This is a genomic window from Clostridium aceticum, from assembly GCF_001042715.1.
Classification (GTDB): Bacteria; Bacillota; Clostridia; order Peptostreptococcales; family Natronincolaceae; genus Andreesenella; species Andreesenella acetica.
The window spans coordinates 101,557-123,921 of the sequence record NZ_CP009687.1; the positions used below are offsets into that span (position 1 = coordinate 101,557).

The 22,365-nt window shown below is 37.0% G+C and carries 20 protein-coding genes; 19 read left to right on the forward strand and 1 reads right to left on the reverse strand.

The features are described 5' to 3' along the window. The first annotated feature begins 1 nt into the window (after position 1). From spoVG to spoIIE, 19 genes are all read left to right on the forward strand, one after another. Positions 2 to 307, forward strand: a complete 306-nt coding sequence (gene spoVG / locus CACET_RS00505) for a septation regulator SpoVG (protein ID WP_044824616.1) — start codon at positions 2 to 4, stop codon at positions 305 to 307. Between the two features lie 295 nt (positions 308 to 602). Next, the gene (glmU, locus tag CACET_RS00510; protein ID WP_044824617.1) at positions 603 to 1,982 is read left to right on the forward strand and encodes a bifunctional UDP-N-acetylglucosamine diphosphorylase/glucosamine-1-phosphate N-acetyltransferase GlmU; all 1,380 of its coding nucleotides are present in this window, start codon (positions 603 to 605) and stop codon (positions 1,980 to 1,982) included. Between the two features lie 6 nt (positions 1,983 to 1,988). After that, positions 1,989 to 2,936, forward strand: coding sequence for a ribose-phosphate diphosphokinase (locus CACET_RS00515; RefSeq protein ID WP_044824618.1), 948 nt, complete (start codon positions 1,989 to 1,991; stop codon positions 2,934 to 2,936). 71 nt (positions 2,937 to 3,007) lie between these two features. After that, positions 3,008 to 3,568, forward strand: a complete 561-nt coding sequence (gene pth, locus CACET_RS00520) for an aminoacyl-tRNA hydrolase (RefSeq protein ID WP_044824619.1) — start codon at positions 3,008 to 3,010, stop codon at positions 3,566 to 3,568. Then, positions 3,565 to 3,945: a hypothetical protein gene (locus CACET_RS00525; RefSeq protein WP_044824620.1), complete on the forward strand. Its 381-nt coding sequence runs from the start codon at positions 3,565 to 3,567 to the stop codon at positions 3,943 to 3,945. The genes pth and CACET_RS00525 overlap by 4 nt, the downstream gene beginning before the upstream one ends. 15 nt (positions 3,946 to 3,960) lie before the next feature. Beyond that, entirely contained in the window at positions 3,961 to 7,482 is a 3,522-nt protein-coding gene (mfd, locus tag CACET_RS00530) for a transcription-repair coupling factor (RefSeq protein WP_044824621.1), read from the forward strand. 38 nt (positions 7,483 to 7,520) lie between these two features. Continuing rightward, positions 7,521 to 8,483, forward strand: coding sequence for a peptidylprolyl isomerase (locus CACET_RS00535; RefSeq protein WP_052661374.1), 963 nt, complete (start codon positions 7,521 to 7,523; stop codon positions 8,481 to 8,483). Between the two features lie 132 nt (positions 8,484 to 8,615). After that, positions 8,616 to 9,167 carry a stage V sporulation protein T gene (spoVT, locus tag CACET_RS00540; protein WP_044824622.1) on the forward strand — a complete coding sequence of 184 codons (552 nt, stop codon included), beginning with the start codon at positions 8,616 to 8,618 and terminating at the stop codon, positions 9,165 to 9,167. Between the two features lie 183 nt (positions 9,168 to 9,350). Beyond that, positions 9,351 to 10,952, forward strand: a complete 1,602-nt coding sequence (locus tag CACET_RS00545) for a putative polysaccharide biosynthesis protein (RefSeq protein ID WP_044824623.1) — start codon at positions 9,351 to 9,353, stop codon at positions 10,950 to 10,952. A gap of 44 nt (positions 10,953 to 10,996) precedes the next feature. After that, positions 10,997 to 12,469: a bifunctional methyltransferase/pyrophosphohydrolase YabN gene (gene yabN / locus CACET_RS00550; protein ID WP_341411268.1), complete on the forward strand. Its 1,473-nt coding sequence runs from the start codon at positions 10,997 to 10,999 to the stop codon at positions 12,467 to 12,469. A gap of 93 nt (positions 12,470 to 12,562) precedes the next feature. Continuing rightward, positions 12,563 to 12,841 carry an HU family DNA-binding protein gene (locus tag CACET_RS00555; RefSeq protein ID WP_044824624.1) on the forward strand — a complete coding sequence of 93 codons (279 nt, stop codon included), beginning with the start codon at positions 12,563 to 12,565 and terminating at the stop codon, positions 12,839 to 12,841. A gap of 62 nt (positions 12,842 to 12,903) precedes the next feature. After that, positions 12,904 to 13,146: an RNA-binding S4 domain-containing protein gene (locus CACET_RS00560; RefSeq protein WP_044824625.1), complete on the forward strand. Its 243-nt coding sequence runs from the start codon at positions 12,904 to 12,906 to the stop codon at positions 13,144 to 13,146. 421 nt (positions 13,147 to 13,567) lie between these two features. After that, positions 13,568 to 14,566: a SpoIID/LytB domain-containing protein gene (locus tag CACET_RS00565; RefSeq protein WP_044824626.1), complete on the forward strand. Its 999-nt coding sequence runs from the start codon at positions 13,568 to 13,570 to the stop codon at positions 14,564 to 14,566. 268 nt (positions 14,567 to 14,834) lie between these two features. Then, positions 14,835 to 15,125 (forward strand): sporulation protein YabP, encoded by a 291-nt coding sequence (yabP, locus tag CACET_RS00570; RefSeq protein WP_044824670.1) that lies wholly within the window; start codon positions 14,835 to 14,837, stop codon positions 15,123 to 15,125. Between the two features lie 112 nt (positions 15,126 to 15,237). Beyond that, positions 15,238 to 15,744 (forward strand): spore cortex biosynthesis protein YabQ, encoded by a 507-nt coding sequence (gene yabQ, locus CACET_RS00575; RefSeq protein WP_242846918.1) that lies wholly within the window; start codon positions 15,238 to 15,240, stop codon positions 15,742 to 15,744. 15 nt (positions 15,745 to 15,759) lie between these two features. Then, positions 15,760 to 16,053, forward strand: coding sequence for an FtsB family cell division protein (locus CACET_RS00580; protein ID WP_044824628.1), 294 nt, complete (start codon positions 15,760 to 15,762; stop codon positions 16,051 to 16,053). Positions 16,054 to 16,162: 109 nt separating this feature from the next. Continuing rightward, on the forward strand, positions 16,163 to 16,582 hold the full coding sequence (locus CACET_RS00585; protein ID WP_044824629.1) for a S1 RNA-binding domain-containing protein: 420 nt from the start codon (positions 16,163 to 16,165) through the stop codon (positions 16,580 to 16,582). A 236-nt stretch (positions 16,583 to 16,818) separates the two neighbouring features. Next, entirely contained in the window at positions 16,819 to 17,724 is a 906-nt protein-coding gene (locus tag CACET_RS00590; protein ID WP_044824630.1) for a Ppx/GppA phosphatase family protein, read from the forward strand. Between the two features lie 287 nt (positions 17,725 to 18,011). After that, positions 18,012 to 20,387 carry a stage II sporulation protein E gene (gene spoIIE, locus CACET_RS00595; RefSeq protein WP_044824631.1) on the forward strand — a complete coding sequence of 792 codons (2,376 nt, stop codon included), beginning with the start codon at positions 18,012 to 18,014 and terminating at the stop codon, positions 20,385 to 20,387. Positions 20,388 to 20,908: 521 nt separating this feature from the next. On the opposite strand, the gene CACET_RS00600 is transcribed toward spoIIE, so the two are convergent. After that, on the reverse strand, positions 20,909 to 22,279 hold the full coding sequence (locus CACET_RS00600; protein WP_044824632.1) for a hypothetical protein: 1,371 nt from the start codon (positions 22,277 to 22,279) through the stop codon (positions 20,909 to 20,911). Positions 22,280 to 22,365: the final 86 nt, after the last annotated feature.

Below are 22,365 nucleotides of genomic sequence, written 5' to 3' on the forward strand. Positions count from 1 at the left end.
GATGCAAGTAACTGATGTAAGAGTTAGGAAAGTAGCAGTGGAAGGCAAAATGAAGGCAATCGTTTCCGTAACTTTTGATAACGAATTTGTCGTACACGACATTAAAATTATCGAGGGACAAAATGGACTATTTATCGCAATGCCTAGCAGAAAAATGGGTGAAGGAGATTTTAGAGACATAGCACACCCTATCAATTCTGACACAAGATTTAAAATTCAACAGGCTATATTTACAGAATACGAAAAAGTCAATGAAGAAGCTGAGCTTGAAGCAGTTGAAACGATAAGTGCAGCACATGAAGCATAGTTAGTGTATCAAGGAGCCTTTTATGTCACTAGGGCTTCTTTTTTTTATTTGTCCTTTTATACTTTTACCCAAATGGGAAATTTTCTAACAGAAGATTTTGTTGAAAAAGGGTTTATTATTTATTTAAAATATAATAAACTATTAAAGGGATAATAAGCCTAGTAGATTGTCATAGATTTTTCTAATTATTTTAAATTTATCATACATATCAGTATGAATCCTTGAACAATTTATTAAAATATATAACAAGGTATTAATCCAAAAAATAAACAGAATTTGTGTGGGTGGTGAAAAAATGAAATTACAAGCAATTATATTAGCAGCTGGAGCTGGGACCCGTATGAAATCAAAACTTCCTAAGGTTTTGCATAAAGTTTGTGGAGAATCTATGTTACAGCATGTTATACATGCTGCTGATCAAGCGAATATAAAAGAGTGTGTTGTGGTGGTTGGACATGGGGCAGAAGAGGTGAAAAACAGCTTAACAGAAAATATTAAAACTGCTATGCAAAAAGAACGATTAGGGACAGGGCATGCAGTTATGATGGCTTATGATCAACTTATTACAGAGGGCACTGTGTTAATACTAAATGGAGATGGTCCTTTAATCACAGAGGAGACATTAAAAGAACTTGTTGTCTATCACCAAAAAGAGAAGTATAGTGCTACAGTTCTAACAGCAGATTTAGAAAACCCCTATGGTTATGGTCGGATTGTAAGAGGCGTAGATAGGGAACTGGTGAAAATTGTAGAAGAAAAGGATGCCTCTGAGGAACAAAAATCCATCAAAGAAATTAACTCTGGTCTTTACTGCTTTGATGCCAAAGCCCTTAGAGAAGCTTTGCCCCGCATTACTAAGGAAAATGCTCAAGGAGAGTATTATTTAACCGATGCACTTTCTATCATTGCTGCAATGGGAAAATCAATAGGAGTCTATAAAACCAAAGACTATGAAGATATCATGGCTGTAAATTCCAAAAGTCAACTGGCACAAGTAGAAACTATTATGCGACGACGAATTGCTGAAAAGCATATGGAAGAAGGGGTTACTATCATTCATCCTAGCCACACTTACATAGAGAAAAAAGTGCAAATTGGTAGGGATACAATTATTTATCCTGGAGCCGTCTTGAGCGGAACCACAATGATAGGAGAAGATTGTGTTATTGGCGGCAATACAAGAATTGAAGATGCTAAAATTGGAGATGCTGTGACCATTCATGACTCTACGATTATAAAAAGTACAGTGGGAGAACATACAACGATAGGGCCTTATGCTTACTTAAGACCAGGAAGCAATATTGGTAAGCATGTAAAAATAGGAGATTTCGTTGAAGTGAAAAACTCTACTATTGGAGATTACTCAAAAGCTTCTCATCTTGCCTATATCGGTGATGCAGAGGTAGGGGCTCATGTAAACATAGGTTGTGGCGTCGTATTTGTAAACTACGATGGAAAAAATAAACACAAGGCAGTGGTTCATGATCATGCCTTTATTGGTAGTAACTCTAATTTGATTGCACCAGTAGTGGTGGAAGAACATGGGTATGTGGCCAGTGGTTCTACCATCACAAAGTCTGTAGAAAAAGGAGCATTAGCTATAGCTCGAAGCCATCAGCAAAACAAAGCTGGCTGGGTTCAGCGTAAGGGTTTATTGAAAACAAAGGAGGAATAAAATAAAATGAATACTAGCGGTAGTGAAATAAAAATATTCTCTGGTAATGCGAATCCTGCATTAGCGAAGGAAATAGCTCAAGAGATAGGTGTACCTCTTGGAAATTGCGAAGTAGGTACTTTTAGTGATGGAGAAATAGCTGTAAATATCAATGAGACTGTAAGGGGAGCAGATGTTTTCGTAGTACAGCCTACCCATCCCCCAGTAAATGATCATCTTATGGAACTTTTGATTTTAATTGATGCCTTTAAAAGAGCCTCAGCTGGAAGGATTACGGCAGTTTTACCTTACTATGGGTATGCTAGACAAGATCGTAAAGCAAAAGCCAGAGATCCCATTACAGCTAAATTAGTAGCAGATTTGCTAACCGTAGCAGGGGCTGACAGAGTGTTGGCTATGGACCTACATGCCGCACAGATTCAAGGGTACTTTAATATACCAGTAGATCATCTTTTAGGTGTTCCTATTCTAGCTGAATATTTTATCAAAAAAAATATTCAAGATTTAATTGTTGTTTCTCCAGACTTAGGAAGTGTTACACGAGCTAGAAATTTTGCAAATCATCTTGATGCACCTATTGCTATTATCGACAAAAGAAGGCCTAAAGCAAATGTTTCAGAGGTAATGAATATTATTGGAGAGATTGAAGGGAAAAATGTTATTTTGATCGATGACATGATTGATACAGCAGGAACCATCGTACAGGCTGCCAGTGCATTAAAGGAATTTGGTGCCAAAGATGTATACGCTGCTTGTACGCATCCTTTGTTATCTGGACCAGCTATTGAAAGAATTCAAAACTCTGCCATTAAAGAATTGATTACCACCAATTCTATTACATTGCCAGAGGAAAAAAATATTGATAAAATCAAAGTGATGTCTGTAGCCCGTTTGTTTGCAGAAGCTATTCAAAGAATTTATAAAAATATTTCTGTAAGTAGATTATTTGACTAAATGATTTTTGCTGAAGTTGAATAGAGGAATAACCTTCATTCAATGAAAAGGTGCATAGGAGGTTATGAATCATGCACATTATTGTAGGATTAGGTAATCCCGGAAGAAAGTACGATGGTACAAGGCATAATATTGGCTTTGATGCCATAGATTTATTGGCCCATCGTCATGATATAAAAGTAAACAAATTGAAGCATAAGGCCCTCTACGGAGAAGGATTTTGGGGAGGTAAAAAGGTCTTACTGGCAAAGCCTCAAACCTTTATGAATTTAAGTGGGGAAAGCCTTCGAGATATGATGGAATTTTATAAAGTAGACACGAAAAATCTGGTGGTTATTTATGATGATATTGATATAGAAGTGGGGTCCCTTAGAATCCGACAAAAAGGTAGCGCTGGTAGTCATAATGGTATGAAGTCTATTATTTATCAGCTGCAATCTGATGCCTTTCCACGAGTAAGAATTGGCATAGGAAAACCAAAATTTGGTGATCTAGCGGACTATGTACTAGGAAGATTTCCCAAGGAAGAAATTAATTTGATGAGGGAAGTTGTTGAAAAGGCTGTAGAAGCCGTAGAGACCATTGTAGAAGAAGGTATTGACCTAGCAATGAACCGTTATAATAAAACATGATTGTTATAGCAGGCATATTATCCGCTGCTTTAGCTTATTTATGTAATAAGGTCATATTAAAATCCTTCCAAGACGAAGGTCTCACAATTCTAGTACCTCTATTAGAGGAAATGGCAAAAACCACCTTTGCCTTTTTCCTTAAAACCAATATTATAGGAACCCATTTCATTTTTGGCTGTATAGAAGGAATTTACGATATTTTTACCTCATCAAAAAAAATAGGGAAGTGGGCTGCTGTGGCTAGTATTCTAAGTCATAGCTTTTTTGGCATGGTTACTTACTTAACCTATACGAAAACAAAATTTGGCTTTATAGCTATACTAGTATCTTGGATATTTCACAGCGGATGGAACTGGTATGTAGTTAAAAAATTGTAAAAGCGGGTGCAAAGCATGAAAAAAAATGTACTATTATCACCATTAGAAAATTCACTACAATATATGCAGTTAGCACAAATTTTAAGAGAAGAAAGGTCTTCTATAAGCCTTCATGGACTAGATGATTCTCAGAGGGGTCATGTTACCTATAGCCTTTATGAAGGACTAGGACGACAGATTTGTTTACTAACCTATAGTGAGATAGAAGCACAACAAATCCATCAAGATTTAAAGTTTTACCTTGAGGATCAGGCAAGCTTTTTTCCTACAAAGGATATTGTATTTTATGATGTAGAAGCCACAAGTGAAGAAGTAAGTGAAGAAAGAATAAAAGCTTTAAATAAACTGGCGAGGGGAGAAGTTTGCGTAGTGGTAGCTTCTATTGAAGCTTTATTGTTAAAACTTACTCCTGTAGATATCTATAAAAAATATCAACACACCTTTACGGTAGGACAACGTATTCAACTGCAAGAGATAATGAAAAGTTTTGTTTTACAAGGCTATGAGAAGGTAGAGAGAGTAGATACAAAGGGACAGTTTAGTACTAGAGGAGGTATTATTGATATTTTTCCTCCTTCAGAGGAAAATCCTCTTCGAATTGAACTCTTTGACGATGAAGTAGACTCTATTCGACACTTTGAAGTAGAAACACAAAAGTCCATAGACAAAATTGAAGAAGTAAAAGTTTATCCAGCGATAGAGATCATCATAGAAGCGAATCATTATGAAAAGACGATTCCTCGACTAACACAGGAATTGAAAAACACTTTAAAAAAGTTGGATACTGTTACAGGAGAAAAACTACAGAAAAAAATAGCAGAAGTAGTAGAAAAGTTTTCTAATTTTGGTAACTTTAAAGGAATACAACGTTTTTTACCCTATATCTATGAAAAAAGTGCCTCCTTAATAGACTATCTTGCGGAGGATGCCATCATCATTCTAGATGAACCAGATCGAGGGAAAGAAAAAATTAAAGGATATTGGGAAGAATTCAGAGAGAACTTTAAGACTCTTTTAGAAAGGGGGGAAGTTTTACCTAATCAGGCACACCTTTTATTTACCTATGAAGAAATTCTGGAAAAATTAAAAAATCGTTCCTTGGTAACTTCTAGTCTTTTACCGAAAAACCATCCAGATATCATGCCTAAGAAAATTATTAACTTTATCTCTAGGCCGGTACAATCTTTTTATGGAAAGATAAACCTTTTCACAAAGGAAATAAAGTCTCTACAGCAAAAAGGTTATACGATTCGAATTGTTACCACCACAAAAGAAAAAGCCATGAAGCTATTAGAGACCATCAGAGAGGAAGGGATATTAGCCAGTTTTCTTGTGCAGGATAGAATAGATGAATCTTATGCTGGTAAAGTCATCATCCTTCAAGGAAATCTTCACAGGGGCTTTGAATATGTAGATGTAAAATATATTCTTTTTACGGACTATGAAATATACGGTGCTCATAAAAAGAAAAAACAAAAATCAGCAAGAAAAGATACAGCACCTATAAAATCTTTTATTGATTTGCAGGTAGGAGATTATGTGGTTCATGAAGGACATGGTATAGGAAAATATATAGGTATTGAGGAACTAAAGGTAGAGGGTGTGAAAAAAGATTATCTAAAAATTCGTTACTCTGGAGAAGATAATCTCTATCTTCCCACAGATCAAATGGACCTAATACAAAAATATATAGGTGCTGACGATAAGGTGCCCAAACTCAATAAGCTAGGAGGCACAGAATGGGTTAAAACAAAGGCGAAGGCAAAAAAAGCTATTGAAGATATGGCCAAGGACCTTTTAAAGCTCTATGCAGAAAGAGAGAAGAGTAAAGGCTATGCTTTTGCCCCAGATACTGATTGGCAAAAACAGTTTGAATATTTGTTTCCCTATGAAGAAACGCCGGACCAGCTAAAGTGCATAGAAGAAGTAAAGAGAGATATGGAAAAAGAGAGACCTATGGATCGATTACTATGTGGAGACGTTGGGTATGGGAAAACAGAGGTAGCGATAAGAGGTGCTTTTAAGGCTGTTATGGATGGTAAGCAGGTGGCGGTTTTAGTACCCACCACCATATTAGCCCAACAGCATTATAACAACTTTAAAGAACGTTTTTCAGGCTTTCCTGTAACGGTAGAGATGTTAAGTCGTTTTAGGACACCTACCCAGCAAAAGCATACCATAGAGAATGTTCGGACAGGAAACATAGATGTTTTGATTGGTACCCATAGACTCCTGTCAAAGGATGTTGCTTTCAAAGATATAGGGCTACTGATTGTAGACGAAGAGCAGCGTTTTGGAGTAAAACACAAAGAAGCTTTAAAGCAGCTAAAAAAGGCTGTAGATGTGCTGACTTTAACCGCTACACCTATCCCAAGAACCCTGCATATGTCTATGATTGGGGTAAGAGACATGAGTGTAATCGAAGATCCACCAGAGGAAAGATTTCCTGTACAAACCTATGTAGCCACCTATAACGAAGCCCTCATTGCAGATGCCCTTATAAGAGAGATGGCTAGAGGAGGGCAGGTTTACTATGTTTATAATCGGGTACAGGGAATTCACCAAATTGCAGCAAAACTAGGGAACTTTGTACCACAGGCTAGGGTAGGGGTAGCCCATGGTCAAATGAGTGAGAGACAACTGGAAAAGTTGATGCTGGAGTATTATCATGGTGAGTATGATGTACTGGTATGTACCACCATCATAGAAACAGGTTTAGATATCGCCAATGTAAATACCATTATTATACAGGATGCAGATCGTCTAGGGCTTTCTCAGTTGTACCAATTAAGGGGTAGAGTAGGAAGGTCTAACCGCCAAGGGTATGCTTACTTGTTATATGAAAAAGACAAAATTTTATCAGAGGTGGCAGAAAAACGACTAAAAGCTATTAAGGAATTTACCGAGTTTGGTTCGGGGTTCAAAATTGCTATGAGGGACCTGGAGATACGAGGGGCTGGGAATCTATTAGGCTCGGAACAACATGGACATATGGCCTCTATTGGCTATGATCTTTATGTAAAACTATTGGAAGAGGCGGTAGGAGAACTGAAGGGAGAAAAGATAGAGAAGTATGAAGATACCATGATGGAGCTGAATGTAGATGCCTATATCTCAGAAAAATATATTGCTAATCAAAGTCATAAGATAGAAATTTATAAAAAAATAGCTTCTATTCGCGATGAAGAAGATTTATACGCCATTGAAGAGGAGATAGAGGATCGATTTGGAGATATACCTCTTAGTGTAAGAAATTTGTTGCTGATTTCTTATATTAAGGCTTTGGCAAAAAGCTTAAAAGTCCAATATATTTCTCAAAAAGAGAAAAATATTCGTATTCAGTTTAAGGAGGCTAAGGTATTAAGACCAGAAAATGTTGCTGAGGTTATGGAGGGATATCGATGGAAGGTTACCATTCATGGAGGCCAACAGCCGTATATTACCTACAAGATACAAACACAGGACCAATATAAAGTGTTGTTAGATTTAAAGGGTTTAATAGAAAAAATTAGTGGTTTAAAAAAAGTTGCTAGTTAGGTATAATAAAAGATAGACAGAAGGGAAGTGAATAAAAAATGGGTTTAATAAAAAACTGTAGAAAGCCTATGGGGATAATTGTTGTTGTACTTATGATGACTTTATTCTTTGTAGGATGTTCTAGTACGTCTAAAATACCACAAGATGCTGTAGCAGTGGTAAATGGTACCAGCATATCTATGGCAGAATTTGAAAAAACCTTAGCTCTACAAAGAATGAGCTATGAAGCACAATTTGGACGAGAAATACTAACACAAGATACTGGTACAGGAATAACCCTTTTGGATTCTATAAAAAAAGGACTTCTAGATAAGATTGTTTCAGATGAAGTGATTCTTCAGGAAGCAAAGAAAGCTGGCATTACAGCAACAGAAGAGGAAATACTAGCAGCCTATGGACCGTATGAGGTTTTTAAGGATCAAAATGAGACCTTTCAACAATTTACAGAGGAAAATAATATAGACGAAGCCTATATGAAACAACAGATCGAGAAAGATATCATCCTTCATAAATATAGAGATTTTTTCATAGAAAACCTTGAAATCACAGAAGAAGCTGCACAAACCTACTACAAGAATAACCCATCCTTCTTTATGCAGGAGGAGGTAAGTGCAAGACATATTCTTGTAGAGGAGCAGACTACCGCTGAAGAGATTTTGCAAAAAATAGATCAAGGAGAAGACTTTATCGACTTGGTGGCACTGTATTCTATCGAGCCAGGGGCAGCAGACCGGGGAGGCGACTTAGGTTACTTCCAAAGAGGAGATATGCTACCAGAGTTTGAAGAAGCTGCTTTTTCTCTAGAACCAGGGGAAATAAGCGGTATTGTGGAGACGAGACACGGCTATCATATTATTTTGGTGGAAGATGTTATTCGCGAAATGCAAGAATATGAAGATATTAAAGTGTATTTAATGGAATTTTTAAAAGATCAAGAATATCAAGAACATGTTAGTGCATTGATAGAAAAGGCAGAAATTAACAAAAGGGAAGAATTATAGATAAAAGCAGGTATGAAGGCTACCTGCTTTTTTTATATAAAAAAGTAAATCCTTCCAATGAATAAAAAACAAAGATTGGTAAAATACTATGATTACACTAAAATTTTACTCTAACATTAGGAGGGAATAGTATTGAAGGCTACAGGAATAGTAAGACGTATAGATGACTTAGGCAGAGTAGTAATTCCCAAAGAAATCAGAAGAACTCTTAGGATCAGAGAAGGAGATCCTCTTGAAATATTTACGGATCGAGAAGGGGAGGTTATATTAAAAAAGTATTCCCCTATAGGAGAATTAAGTGAATTTGCTACAGAATATGCAGAGTCCTTACAAGAAGCTTTAGGTCACATTGCAATTATAACTGATAGAGATACAATTATAGCAGTGGCAGGACATTCTAAAAAAGAATATTTAGAAAAACGTATCAGTAAAGCTTTAGAGAAAATGATGGAAGAAAGGGAAGCCGCATTATTTAACGAAGGAGAACAAATGTATCCGATTGCCTCTGATGAAGGGGAGGAAGGGGACTATACAGCCCAAGTGATTGCTCCTATTGTTACACAAGGAGACCCTATAGGAACAGTAATTATTTGTTCAAAGACAAAGGGCTCTAACATGGGAGAAGTTGAGAAAAAGATAGCTACTACAGCTGCAGCTTTTTTATCAAAACAAATGGAACAGTAAGCGTTAAGGCTCCGCAATGTCGGGGCTGTTTTTTTTAGTAAAAGTCTGCTATAATCAATTAGGAAACAAGGGGCTATAGGTAACCTTCACAGAGTTATAGCGAGGATGGAAGACAAAAGGAAGGACAATCTTTGTGAATTAGTGAGGGGAAAATAGATTCTATATTATTGTGGAGGAATGAATATGAAGAAAGATACCTTTTTAAAGGGGGCAGTTATTTTAGGGGCAGCAGGAATGATTGTAAAAGTAATGGGAGCATTTTTTAGAATCCCCTTGGGTTATATTATTGAATCTGAAGGTATGGGCTACTACCAAGTAGGCTATACGGTTTATAACTTTCTGTTAGCTTTTACTGCTGCTGGGTTTCCTACAGCTATATCCAAATTAGTATCAGAAAAGAGAGCAAGAGCAGATTATCAAGGGGCCCATAAGGTTTTTAAGACATCCTTCTATTTATTATTAGGCTTAGGGGCTGTAGGCTCAGTGGCTTTAGCGCTGCTAACCACTTTTTTAGTAAACAATGTGTTTGAGAGTCCAAACGCTTACTATGCAGTGGTGGCACTGGCACCAGCAGTGTTTTTTGTTGCTGTTTTAGCTGCCTTTAGAGGTTATTTCCAAGGTATGCGGGATATGACGCCTACTGCTGTTTCTCAAGTAGTAGAACAGGCGGCAAGAGTATTGTTTGGTTTTTCTTTAGCCTATATTTTTTTAAACCGTTTAGGTGTAACCTATGCTGCCGGTGGAGCTGCTTTTGGTGCCTCCGTAGGTGCTGCTTCTGCACTAGGAATGATGACATTCCTTTATAAAAAAAGGAAAAATAACATTCTCCCTTTAGAAGGACAAGCTGTTGATGCTGTAGAAGAAACCCATCAACAAATTATTAAAAGACTTTTAAGAATTGCTATTCCTATTGCTATAGGAGCGGCTGTAATGCCACTCATTAATATGCTGGACACTTTTATTGTATTGAGAAGACTGCAGGCCACTGGTTTTAGCTATCAAGAAGCAAACAGCTTATATGGACAGCTCCAGGGGATGGCAACGGCACTAGTAAATTTACCTCAAGTATTGACATTAGCATTGGCCACCAGTATTGTACCAGTTATTTCAGAATCAGTAGCTCAAAATGATTGGGATAGTACAAGAAAAGACATACAATCAGCCCTTCGGGTAGCTTTGCTGATTGGTTTGCCAGCTTCTGTAGGCCTAGCAGTATTATCTACACCAATTATGGCAATGCTTTATCCTAGAGAGCCAGCTACGATAGGTAGAATACTTCTGTTTCTAGCCTTTGCCGTGACTTTTTTAGCACCCTTACAAGCTTTGACAGGTGTATTACAGGGGTTAGGAAAACCTGACATTCCCGTTAGAAACCTTATGGTGGGAGCTGGTTTTAAGTTTATCACTACGTATACTTTGGTAGGAATTCCTGCTTTAAACGTAAAAGGTGCAGCGATAGGAACCGTCATAGCTTATTTCGCAGCATTTCTTTTAAACTTTATTGCAGTGAAAAAAGAAACCGGAGTTATTTTCGAACCTAAACAGTTCATTTTAAAACCTATTTTATCAGTGACAGTAATGGGGGCTGTTGTTTTCATTCTCTATAGACAGTTAAATGGTTTTCTTGGTAATAGTCTCTCTACAATGGTATCTATCGCTATAGGAGCAGCTGTTTATGGCATGATGCTTTTAAAAACAAGAACCATTATCGAAGAAGACTTTGACCTAGTACCAGGCGGAGGAAAACTATTAAAGTTATTTCATAAGTTAAAGCTCATGAAGTAAGAACGAGGTTAAAGTTAAACCTTAACTTTATATTTAAGAAGGGAGTGATTAAAATAGCTAAACTTACTATCGTAGGACTAGGACCGGGAGGGAAAGAACATTTAACCTTAGCTGCACTAACAGCCATGAAACAGCATAAGGAAGTATACCTAAGGACAGAAAAACATCCTGTAGTAGCTAATTTAAAAGAAGAAGGCATACAGTACAAAACCTTCGATGCTGTTTATGAGGAAAAAGAAAATTTTCAAGAAGTATACCAATTTATTGTAGATGATCTTGTGAAAAAGGCAAAGGAAGAGGATATACTTTATGCTGTACCTGGACATCCTTATGTGGCAGAACACACAGTACAAATGTTGACAGAGGCCTGCAAGAAAGAAGAAGGAATAAAAAAGGTTGTATACCCTGCCATGAGCTTTATAGATGCTATGTTTATGGCGCTAGAGATAGATCCTATTGGCGGATTTAAACTATTGGACGGGTTGCAGCTAGACAAGCAACAGCCAGACACAAACATTGCTAATATTATCACCCAAGTTTATGATCCTCTGATTGCTTCTGATGTGAAATTAAGACTGATGAACTATTATGACGATGAACAGGAGATTTTTGTAGTAAAAAACGCGGGTATTACTGAATTTCAGAGGATAGAAAAGGTCCCTCTTTATATGTTAGACCGCTTAGATTGGATCGATTATCTCACAAGTCTTTATATACCAGGGATTGACATAGAACAAAAAAAATACTATAATGTGAATAATTTGGTGGAAATAATGGAAATATTAAGAAGTAAAGAAGGCTGTCCTTGGGATATTAAGCAAACTCATGATAGTCTAAAGCCCTATCTCATAGAAGAAAGCTATGAAGTACTAGAGGCCATCGATCAAAAAGATGATATACTACTGGAGGAGGAATTAGGAGATTTACTGCTGCAGGTAATATTTCATAGTCAAATTGCCAAGGAAAGAGACGTTTTCACCATGGAAGATGTAGTAAGAGGTATTTGTGAAAAACTGATTTTTAGACATCCTCATGTTTTTAAAGGAGAAAAAGCAGATACTTCGAAAGAAGCCATACAAACTTGGGAACAACAAAAACAACAAGAAAAACAAATTAAAAGTATAGCAGATTCTATGACAAAAATCCCCAAAGAACTACCAGCATTGTTAAAGGCAGAAAAAGTTCAGAAAAAGGCAGCTAACGTTGGCTTTGACTGGGACAAGCTAGAGGATGTTGTTCATAAGGTGAAGGAAGAATTACAAGAAGTCCTAGAAGCTGAGGAAGCCAAAGATGCTGATAAAATCAAAGAAGAAGCAGGTGATTTGATTTTTGCAGTGGTAAATTTAACTAGGTTTTTAAAGGTAAATCCAGAAGACGCCTTAAGCGCTACCTGTAGAAAATTTATTAATAGGTTTCAGTACATAGAAGCAGCAGCAGCTAAAACAGGAAAATCTTTAGAGAAGATGACTTTAGAAGAAATGGATTTATTATGGGAGGAAGCAAAGCAAAAAAGCTGAAAAAATGTGGGTAATATTGTTAAAAAAAAAGGATTTTAGAAATTTGCAGAGAATATGCTATACGTACTTTAAAATACGAAGGAGGTAGTTTAAGTGAATAAAGCTGAATTAGTGGCAAGAATAGCTGAAAAAAGCCAACTAACTAAAAAGGATGCTGAACTAGCACTGAATGCTTTTATGGAAAGTGTAGAAGAGGCATTGGTAGAAGGAGATAAAGTGCAACTTGTAGGGTTTGGAACCTTTGATGTAAGAGAAAGAAAGCCAAGACAAGGAAGAAATCCAAGAAACCCTGAACAAGTGATAGATATCCCAGCTTCAAAAGCTCCTGTTTTTAAAGCAGGAAAAACATTAAAAGAAAAAATGAACGATTAATAAAAATCAGGGCTATCCCTGATTTTTATTTTTGGTGTTATAGTGGAGGGGAGCAAAACTAAATGCGTCTAGATAAATATCTTAAAGTCTCAAGAATCATTAAGCGAAGAACAGTAGCCAAAGAAGCATGTGAGAAGGGCAGGGTTTTTATCAACGGGAAAACAGCTAAGCCAGGGACAGAGGTAGCAATAGGAGATGAAATAGAGATACAATTTGGTGACCGTTCCCTAAGGGCAGAGATCACACAGATTTCTGAACATGTGAAAAAAGATGAAGCGAAGGAAATGTTTCGGTTGATAGAGTAAAAAACGTAGTTTTATTGCATAATAGAATAGAAAATGGTATATTATAATTAATAAAGAATATTTGTAGTAAAAAGATGGGACGATTGTATTCATAAGAAAAACAGGTGGTGGGCACCTGTTTTTCTTTTTGTTACCTTAAAGTGTGAATTAAAGTAGCTATTGCTGTAATGAGAGCTGCGATGGTTGTAATAAACTTTACTATGTACTCTAGCTTGTCTTTTGGTTGATGGGACAATTGTGTTCACCTCCTTTCATGGAGGATAGGCATATTATACCACAATTATAGTAACTTTAAATAACAAAAAGAACGTATGTTCGAAGATGTTATCGAAAAATTTGTATAGGAATTCCTTTTATTTCAAATACTAATCACATCTACAGCTTGAAAACTCAGAGAATTTTTGATAAGGAGAGGATTCCTATGAAGAGATTAAAGAAATTAGGAGTATTGTTATTGGCGATTATACTAGTACTGTCTTTAGCAGGCTGCCGTGTAGAAAGGCGTCCTGAAGGACCTGATACAGAAGAAACACCTCAACAAACAGAGGAAACCCCTGAAATTCCAGAATCTATTAGTCAGGGTGAAGGACAGGAGCCTAGACTAACAGTGCATATCGTGGAAACAGGAGAGTCTAGGGAAATGGATTTTGAAGAATATCTGCCAGGGGTATTGGCAGGAGAGATGCAAAATGATTGGCCAATGGAGGCCTTAAAGGCTCAAGCTATTTTGGCTAGGACCTATGTTATGGAATTTGTTGCAGACATGGGAGGTTCAAAGTACGAGGGAGCAGATGTATCTACAGATATTGAAGAAGCTCAAGCATGGAATGAGGAAGGGATCAATGAGAGAATTATACAAGCTGTCAACGATACGAGGGGACAAGTGGCTGTACATAACAATGAGTATATTAAAGCATGGTTTCATGCCCATGCAGCAGGACAAACAGCTATGGCTGTAGAAGGTTTAGGTTTAGATGGTGAAGATCCCCCTTATATTCATTCTGTTGAATCCCCAGACTCAGAGGAAGCACCAGAGGATGATGTCAACTGGAGTGAAACCTTCACAAAGGCAGAGGTTATTCAAGCTGTTCAGACTACAGGTCAGGAGCCAGGAGATTTTGACAGTATTGAAGTGGTAGAAGCAGGTCCCTCTGGAAGAGCTTATAAACTGCAGATAGGAGAAGCGGTTGTTATAGGACCAGCCTTTAGATTAGCCCTAGGCAGCACAAGAATGAAATCCAATCAACTACAAGATATCTCCGTCGAAGGAGATCAAGTGACCTTCACCGGCACAGGGTATGGTCATGGTGTTGGTATGAGCCAGTGGGGTGCTTACCAAATGGCTGAAGAAGGAAGAAATGCAGAAGAAATCGTAAAACACTATTTTAAAGATATAGAAGTTATTAAATTATGGGAATAAAAGCCGCTTTTGCGGCTTTTATTATTTAGCCTCTATTAAGTACTATTGTTGATTTTTCACTAGATAATCATAGCAACAGCTAATGAAGGCTTTGTCATCCTGAAGGAACTGAAGGATCTTAATTAATAGCACTGATGATAAGATCCTTCGCTATCCCTAGGATGACACTGATTGCAATATTTAAAATATTTTATACATAATGGACGAATCCTTTGGAATACACATAAATTAAGAGAAAAGCATCTTAAGCCAAAGGTAGGTGAATATGATGGAAGAACGAAAAACCAATCGCATTAAAGGCCACAGCCTTATATTAGAAAATAGAGAAAAGTTATCGGTTTCTGGAGTGGAGCATGTCAATACTTTTAACAGTGAGCTAATCGTAGTGGAAACCATAGCAGGAGTGATTACCATCAAGGGAGAGGAATTGGACGTAAAAAAACTAAACCTAGAGGAAGGGCAGGTATCTATCACTGGTACCGTCCATGCTATGACTTATAGCAGTCGGGATTCCTTAACAGCTAAAAGCTCAGGTTTCTTTAATAAGATTTTTAAATAACTGCCGATAAAATCATCGGCAGTTTTTTTATTGAGGGATAGTCACCAAACAAGCTATAAAAGAATATAATAACTATGAGTTCTTAATTATCAATTTATAAGGCGGTGAAATGATGATTTCCATATCACAAGAAACCTATATACTGCTGGCCACTATCTACGGAGGAATTTTAATCGGATTTATATACGATCTCTATAAAATCTTTAGAAGGATTTTTCATCCAAAAAAAATCGCCACTTTAATACAGGATTTTCTTTTTTGGCTCATTATAGCTATTGTGGCTTTTTATGTACTGATTATTAGCAATCAAGGAGCTCTAAGGTTTTATAATTTTCTAGGTTTTTTAATAGGTGCTGCCACCTATACCTTCCTCTTAAGCCATATTGTTGTAAAAGGTATACTTCTTTTGCTAAGAGCAATAAAACGCTTCTTATATGACCTTTACCAAATCATTATCTATCCTTTTCATGTAGGATTATGTCTAATAGAGGTACCTTGTTCCTATTGCAAAAGGAAAACAAAGCCTATATACTATAAGACAAAGAAATATTTTAAACTGCCGGGGAGAATGATGGAAAGAACGAAGAAAAACATCTCTACCTATTTTAAGAAAAAGTAAATAAGGGGTGTTGTTGTGCAGAAGAAAAAGAGGAGAAATAAAACCAAACAAATAGGGATAGGTATATTATGTCTAGTAGGTTGCTACATGGCCATTACGTTGTACCAGCAAAAACAGGAAATGAACTGGTTAGAGCAACAGGAGATCAACTATGTACAGCAGATAGAAGGAATCCAAAGAGATATTGAGAGCCTACAGCAACAGCTAGAAATCAGTAATGATGACGAGTATATAGAAAAAATAGCAAGACAGCAGTTGAAAATGATTGGGACGGATGAAATACTTATTATAGATATTGGACAACAGTAAAAATAAAATTTCTCTACTTGAGTCATTACATAGAATCTGATATAATATAAATGGCAAATTACAATCATTTGATTTGCAAATCAATTGTTCAAGGAGGAAGATTACTTTTATGCTGGTAGAGGAAGGTAAGATTATAGAAGGCACAGTTTCAGGTATCACAAACTTTGGTGCTTTCATTGATCTTGGAGAAGGTAAAACGGGATTAGTGCACATTTCAGAGGTTGCAGATGATTACGTAAAAAATATTCATGATTATCTAAAGGATAAGCAAAAAGTAAAGGTAAAGGTATTATCTATTGGTAAGGATGGAAAAATCAGCCTATCTATTCGACAAGCTGCTGCACAAAATAAAAAGTCCGTTAGACCTGCAGAAGTAGATTGGAGTATAAAGGAGGATGACTCCACCAGAATGACCTTTGACGATAAGATTAGCAGATTTATGAAGGACAGCGAAGAAAAGATGCAAGTCCTAAAAGCTAAAACCAAGGCCAATGGTCGAAGAGGCAATGGGTTTAGAAATAAAATATAAAACAACCGCCAGGGGAGAACCTGGCTTTTTTTATACGACGAAATCATTTGATTATATAGCGGAATTATAGGGATAGCAGACTGCGTGAAAACTAGCCGTAGTCGTGTTTTTGTCATTCTTCGCTACCCTCAGGGTGACAGTTCTGGGACAGATTGATGCTTCCAGTGTTGCCAAAGGCTAGTACAGGACCGAAGGCAAAACGATGGCGTTGTCCCTATGATGTATAGGAGGAAAAAATGAAAAAATATGCTGCGATTGATATTGGTACCAATTCTATGCGACTGCTTTTGGCAGACGTAGAAGGAACCAGGATCTTACATAGAAGCAAAGAAATCAATACCACCCGCATAGGCCAAGCGGTAGACCAAGAGGGTCTTATTACAAAAGAAGGTATGGAAAGAAATCTTCAAGCTTTTGAAGATTTTGTAAAGAAGGCTAGAGCATACCAAGCAGAAAAGATTTTTGCTATTGCCACCAGTGCCGTAAGGGATGCTAAGAATGGCAGAGACTTTGTTCAGGCTGCTTTTGATAAGACAGGCATCACTATAGAAATACTAACGGGAAAGCAAGAGGCAGAAATGGGATATAGAGGTGTACTGATGGGTCTAGAGTACCTAGATCAAGAAACCCTTGTGATAGATATAGGGGGAGGCAGCACAGAGTTTATCTTAGGACAAGGTATAAATTTACAAGAACTCATTAGCGAAAACGTAGGTGCTGTTAGAATGACGGAGAGGGTTGGAGAAGGAGAAGCTTTAGAGGAAGCCATCCAAAAAGAAATTCAAGCCGCTATAGAGAGATTTAAAAGAAAAAAGATAACACAACTAATAGGTATAGGGGGAACCATTACCACGCTGGCAGCCCTGCACCAAGAACTAGATCCCTACGATATGGAGAAGGTCCACAACTATTCTTTGTGTATAGAGGATATTGATACAATCAAAGAAAAACTGGCGGTCCTTACAATAGAAGAAAGAAGAAAGCTAAAAGGAATCCATCCTAAGAGAGCAGATATTATTGTAGCAGGAGTAACGATTTTACAAGTCATTATGAAAAGTTTAACGATACCTTCTATTATTGTCAGTGAATACGATAATTTAGAGGGATTAGTTCATGAAAAATTGCAACTTACTATTTTATAGCAGGTTGCAATTTTTTATACGTAAAACTTTTCTTCACAAACCACAAGACTTCGTCAAAAAAACATGTCTTTTCTTAACTGATCTTCCGCCTATAGTGCTTTGATCTTGTAATACCCACCATATATTTCAACTTTTTTGTCAAAATCATCAAAGTAATTGTCTAAAGTTTTTTAAAGAGAATCCCCTATTCTTGACAAATCTTTTAAGAATTCTCTGATAAAATAACCCTAACCACACACTAGAAACTTCAGTTTCTTAATCTTAGTTTTAAATTGGGGGGATAATCTATGGCAGAAAAGCCGACGGTACTACCGGTACACTTGAGTAGAGAAAAAAAATCGATACTTACATCTTTGAACAAAAAACTAATTCTATTAAATATGATGGCTTTTTTATTAGGTAGGGCAGGAATCCTTCAAGGACTCACTCCTTTTGGTATAGGTTTCTTTGCAGCCTTCAGTCACAAAGATAGAAAATATGCATCTTTAGGGATTACTACATTACTAGGCGTTATGACGATTAAAGGCGTCTATGAAAGTATTCCCTACGGTATTACATTAGGAATTATTTACTTGCTATTCCACTATGTATTAGACCTAAGAAAAGTGAAGACTTTAAAGGCTGCCTTCATCAGCGGATTTGTTTACCTTACAGTAGGCACTATTGCTTTAAGTTTTCAAAACTTTTATCTTTATGATGTAATGATGGTTAGTTTTGAGGCTTTGGTGATTTTTGTTACTGTATATATTTCATCCTATGCCTTGCCCATTATTACAGAGAGTAGAAGTCGCAAAATTTTATCTACAGAAGAAATTATTTGTGTAGCCATATTAATGGCCATCGGCCTAACCGGTATTCAAGAAGTAAGCATCCTTGACCTATCTTTGAAAAATAGTATAGCCATCCTTCTAACCATTTTATTTGCATATAATGGGGGGACAGCTGTAGGGGCATCAGTTGGGGTTACTTTGGGATTGATTACTAGTATGTCCATCGCTGGTACACCGCCAGTGATTATAGGGATCTTTGGGTTTTCAGGCTTATTAGCAGGAATCTTTAAAGATACAGGAAAACTTGGGACAGGCCTGGGGTTTTTGATGGGTAATGCGATTTTAACCTTCTATATTAATGGTTATTATGAGGTGTTTATTCAATTTAGAGAAGTGTTTTTAGCTTTTGCTTTATTCCTCCTGTTGCCAGCAGCCTGGATTGAACAATTAGAAAAATTTACAAACAATCCAAAAAGTATCATTTATGCTGATCAAAGCCACAGTGAGAGGATGAAAAAGCAAACCTATGAAAAACTCATGGAGTTTTCTAGTGCGTTTCACGAGTTGGCGGCAACCTTCGAAAAGGTTTCAGATAAATACGAGATTTTCGAAAGAGATGATTTAACTAACCTCATTCAAGAGGTGGCAAATCATACTTGTTACAAGTGTGGCATGAAGAGAAGTTGTTGGGAAAAGAATTTTAATACCACGTACCAAAGTATGGCAGATCTATTGGTCTTGATAGAAACTCGAGACAACATAGAAGTGGAAGCACTACCAGAAGAAATTCGAAAACGTTGTATTCATTCTGAACAAGTAGTAGAAAAAATGACACATCTTTACCAATTAAGCTACTTAGATATGACATGGAAACAACAGTTTATTGAAAATAGACATTTAGTAGGGGAGCAGTTTCACGGTGTATCAGAGGTAATCCGACAGATGGCAAAGGATTTAAGTGGCGAAACTACCTTTGATATAGATTTGGAGAATGATTTGTATGTAGCCTTAGATAAGGCAGGTCTATCGGTAAAAAATATCATGGTTACTAATCACCAAGGGGGTAACCTAGAAATTACGATAGAGAAAAACCCTTGTTATCATAGAGAGAGCTGTACGAACAACTTCATACCAGTTATTTCTGAAGCAGTTGGCAGTAAACTTGTAAAAAAACCCGGTACCTGTAGTTATCAGAGGGATGGAGAGGGCTGTAGCTTCACTTTGGTGAAGGCTAATCAGTATACCGCCGTCACAAAAGTTGCTAAGATGACGAAGTCAGGAAATCTTTTATCGGGGGATACCTACACCTTTATGGATATCAAGGACAATCAATACTTAACGGCTATAAGCGATGGCATGGGCACAGGAGATAAAGCCCATCGTCAATCAAGTGCTACAATTACAATGCTGGAAAAAATGATGGAAACAGGATTTGATCGGGAGGTGGCGATAAAGACCATTAATTCAATGTTGATGTTGAAATCATCGGAAGAAATCTTTTCAACGTTAGATATGGCCTTAATAGATTTATGTAAAGGAAAAGCAGACTTTGTTAAAATTGGAGGTGCACAAAGCTTTATCAAAAGAAATCAAACAACCATAGAGACAATACATTCTTCTACTTTGCCGATAGGGATTCTAAAAGATATCCAATATAATGAAAATGTGCAAAATATAGAAGATGGAGACTTGATCATTATGGTTTCGGACGGTATATTGGAGGTGAATAAAGAAGAAGGAGAACAGTGGTTGGAGGAATTCTTGGCCAGCGTAGAAACAAGAAATCCCCAAGACTTAGCGGATAGAATCTTAGAAAAGGCGCTGCACTTAAATAATAATAAAGTAAAGGATGATATGACGGTACTGGTAACCAAAATTTTTAAGGCAGCGTAGGTGAAAAAACAAAGAAAATTTTACAGCATTTAGCTGAAATTTTGAGAGGGTTTTAGAAAAATTAACGGAAGAAGGGCCTGGAATAAAAAAATATAGAAAAGAGGTGAAAAAAAGCCATGCAGGAGACTGCATGGCTTTTCAAATTGATTACGGCATATAAGTTGCTGTTTTAATCATCAAGGGAGAATATGCTTTATCTACCTAGCTGAGTCATGGGGACGGCAGGCTGCGCAAAAACTAACGTTATTCGGGTTTTTGTCATTCTGAACGCAGTGAAGAATCTTGTGTTTTAGACCTTTAAGACCCATTCGCTACGCTCAGGGTGACAATTCTCACGCAGTCTGCCGGTTCATCTGGCACGTATGTTTTTATGTGCCTGAGGGACTGTCCCCATGGCGTAGCGGTGATTTGCGGTACACTTGTAAATTTCTACTGCCTGGTATAAGTTACTGTCTTAATCATCAGAGGAGAATAGCGAATGTAATATATTTACTACAACTTATATATCTATATTTTTAGCACTATCTGTTTCTTAATAAGCTGTTAAGAGAAGAACTATTTCTATTTGAAAAGACATAGTCTGTAATCTTCAACACCTTCTCCTCCGGCACATATTCCACCACCCAGTAAAGAGCATCAGCTAAGTCAGTGATAGGTACGTAGATCTCTTCCCCTATCATAAAAGGCTCTCTAAGAAGAGCAAAGGGAGAGCCGTCTACCTCTAAGCCTATACCATCAAACCAAACAGTGACGGTTCGTTTCACTGTAGAAGATAGTACTGGTGATAAAAGCTCTCTTCTAGTAGAAGAAGAGGTGCTTCTTCTATAGGTATAATCATAGTCATATGAATCCACTTCTCGGCTTAGAAAGCGAAAACTTAAGACATCTTGTTTCTTATAACTATCGACAATTTTACCGTATACATCCACTTCACCATCAAAGTTCCAAATCTCTCTTTCCAACCGATTTAGAAAATTCCTCCGATTAGTAGAACTCCAATCATAAAAATCTTCATTGTCAAAGGAAACGATTAAGTCAAGATCATAACGATTTGCGGTAACCTCATAATCAAAATCAATCCTATTATAGGAGGACAGATTTCTTCTTAAATGTCTCTCCAGACTGGTTTCATTGATATAAATTCTACTGTAGTTGTCTCTATGATGGTAACGAAAATCAAAAGACAGCTTGTTACCACTAGTATCAAAGGAAACGTAGGTTCTAGAAGAAGATGATGTATCCCGAATAGAACCTTCCATACGGGCTTCATCATCATAAAGATCCCTGATAGCATAAAACATGTCTTCCAACCAAGTTTCTATCACACTCCTAGAAAGCTGCTGAAAATCTGATGCATCTCTGCTGGGAAAGGTAATATGGAGTCGATAGCGGTTACTGCTGGAATGACTCAAGTTGATAGACATAGAAATACCCCTCAAACTACCAAAATAGTCCTGCAAGTAAGTTTCCATCCCCTGACGGGTAGAGATTTTTCTGTAGGGAAGCCTCGATATCTCTTGATGACTTCTGTTTCTTTCCTGAAGTTGTTGACGCAAAGCTTGAATTTCATAGTCCCTCTGCAACAAATTTCCTGCCAAATTTTTAATCGTGGTATCCTTCAGTAAATCACTGGTGCCAACCTTGATGACTTTTTCAGTAGCATCATATTCTGCATCCAGATAAAGTCTTTGAGCTAAGCTCTTGATGGGAACATAGACTTCATCCTCGTAGATAAAGGGTTCTAGATGTAGGTTAAGGGGTATAGTGTTTACCGAGACCTTAATATCATTAAATTCCCCGGTAATATTCCTAGGGTAACTCTCCGCGGCTACATTAGCTACAGACAATAAACATAACAGCATACATAAAAGAAAAGAAATAAATTTTTTCATTTTGTTTACCTCCTAAAGGCTTCTTTATATATTTATTATATCGGAGAGGAGGTAGAAAAACTATATAAAAATTCCATACTATTCCA

Excerpts from the sequence above, each read along its gene's own strand:
- spoVG (WP_044824616.1), top strand. The coding sequence starts at position 2 with ATGCAAGTAACTGATGTAAGAGTTAGGAAAGTAGCAGTGGAAGGCAAA.
- glmU (WP_044824617.1), top strand. The coding sequence starts at position 603 with ATGAAATTACAAGCAATTATATTAGCAGCTGGAGCTGGGACCCGTATG.
- CACET_RS00515 (WP_044824618.1), top strand. The coding sequence starts at position 1,989 with ATGAATACTAGCGGTAGTGAAATAAAAATATTCTCTGGTAATGCGAAT.
- pth (WP_044824619.1), top strand. The coding sequence starts at position 3,008 with ATGCACATTATTGTAGGATTAGGTAATCCCGGAAGAAAGTACGATGGT.
- CACET_RS00525 (WP_044824620.1), top strand. The coding sequence starts at position 3,565 with ATGATTGTTATAGCAGGCATATTATCCGCTGCTTTAGCTTATTTATGT.
- mfd (WP_044824621.1), top strand. The coding sequence starts at position 3,961 with ATGAAAAAAAATGTACTATTATCACCATTAGAAAATTCACTACAATAT.
- CACET_RS00535 (WP_052661374.1), top strand. The coding sequence starts at position 7,521 with ATGGGTTTAATAAAAAACTGTAGAAAGCCTATGGGGATAATTGTTGTT.
- CACET_RS00545 (WP_044824623.1), top strand. The coding sequence starts at position 9,351 with ATGAAGAAAGATACCTTTTTAAAGGGGGCAGTTATTTTAGGGGCAGCA.
- CACET_RS00560 (WP_044824625.1), top strand. The coding sequence starts at position 12,904 with ATGCGTCTAGATAAATATCTTAAAGTCTCAAGAATCATTAAGCGAAGA.
- CACET_RS00565 (WP_044824626.1), top strand. The coding sequence starts at position 13,568 with ATGAAGAGATTAAAGAAATTAGGAGTATTGTTATTGGCGATTATACTA.
- yabP (WP_044824670.1), top strand. The coding sequence starts at position 14,835 with ATGGAAGAACGAAAAACCAATCGCATTAAAGGCCACAGCCTTATATTA.
- yabQ (WP_242846918.1), top strand. The coding sequence starts at position 15,238 with ATGATTTCCATATCACAAGAAACCTATATACTGCTGGCCACTATCTAC.
- CACET_RS00585 (WP_044824629.1), top strand. The coding sequence starts at position 16,163 with ATGCTGGTAGAGGAAGGTAAGATTATAGAAGGCACAGTTTCAGGTATC.
- CACET_RS00590 (WP_044824630.1), top strand. The coding sequence starts at position 16,819 with ATGAAAAAATATGCTGCGATTGATATTGGTACCAATTCTATGCGACTG.
- spoIIE (WP_044824631.1), top strand. The coding sequence starts at position 18,012 with ATGGCAGAAAAGCCGACGGTACTACCGGTACACTTGAGTAGAGAAAAA.
- CACET_RS00600 (WP_044824632.1), bottom strand. The coding sequence starts at position 22,279 with ATGAAAAAATTTATTTCTTTTCTTTTATGTATGCTGTTATGTTTATTG.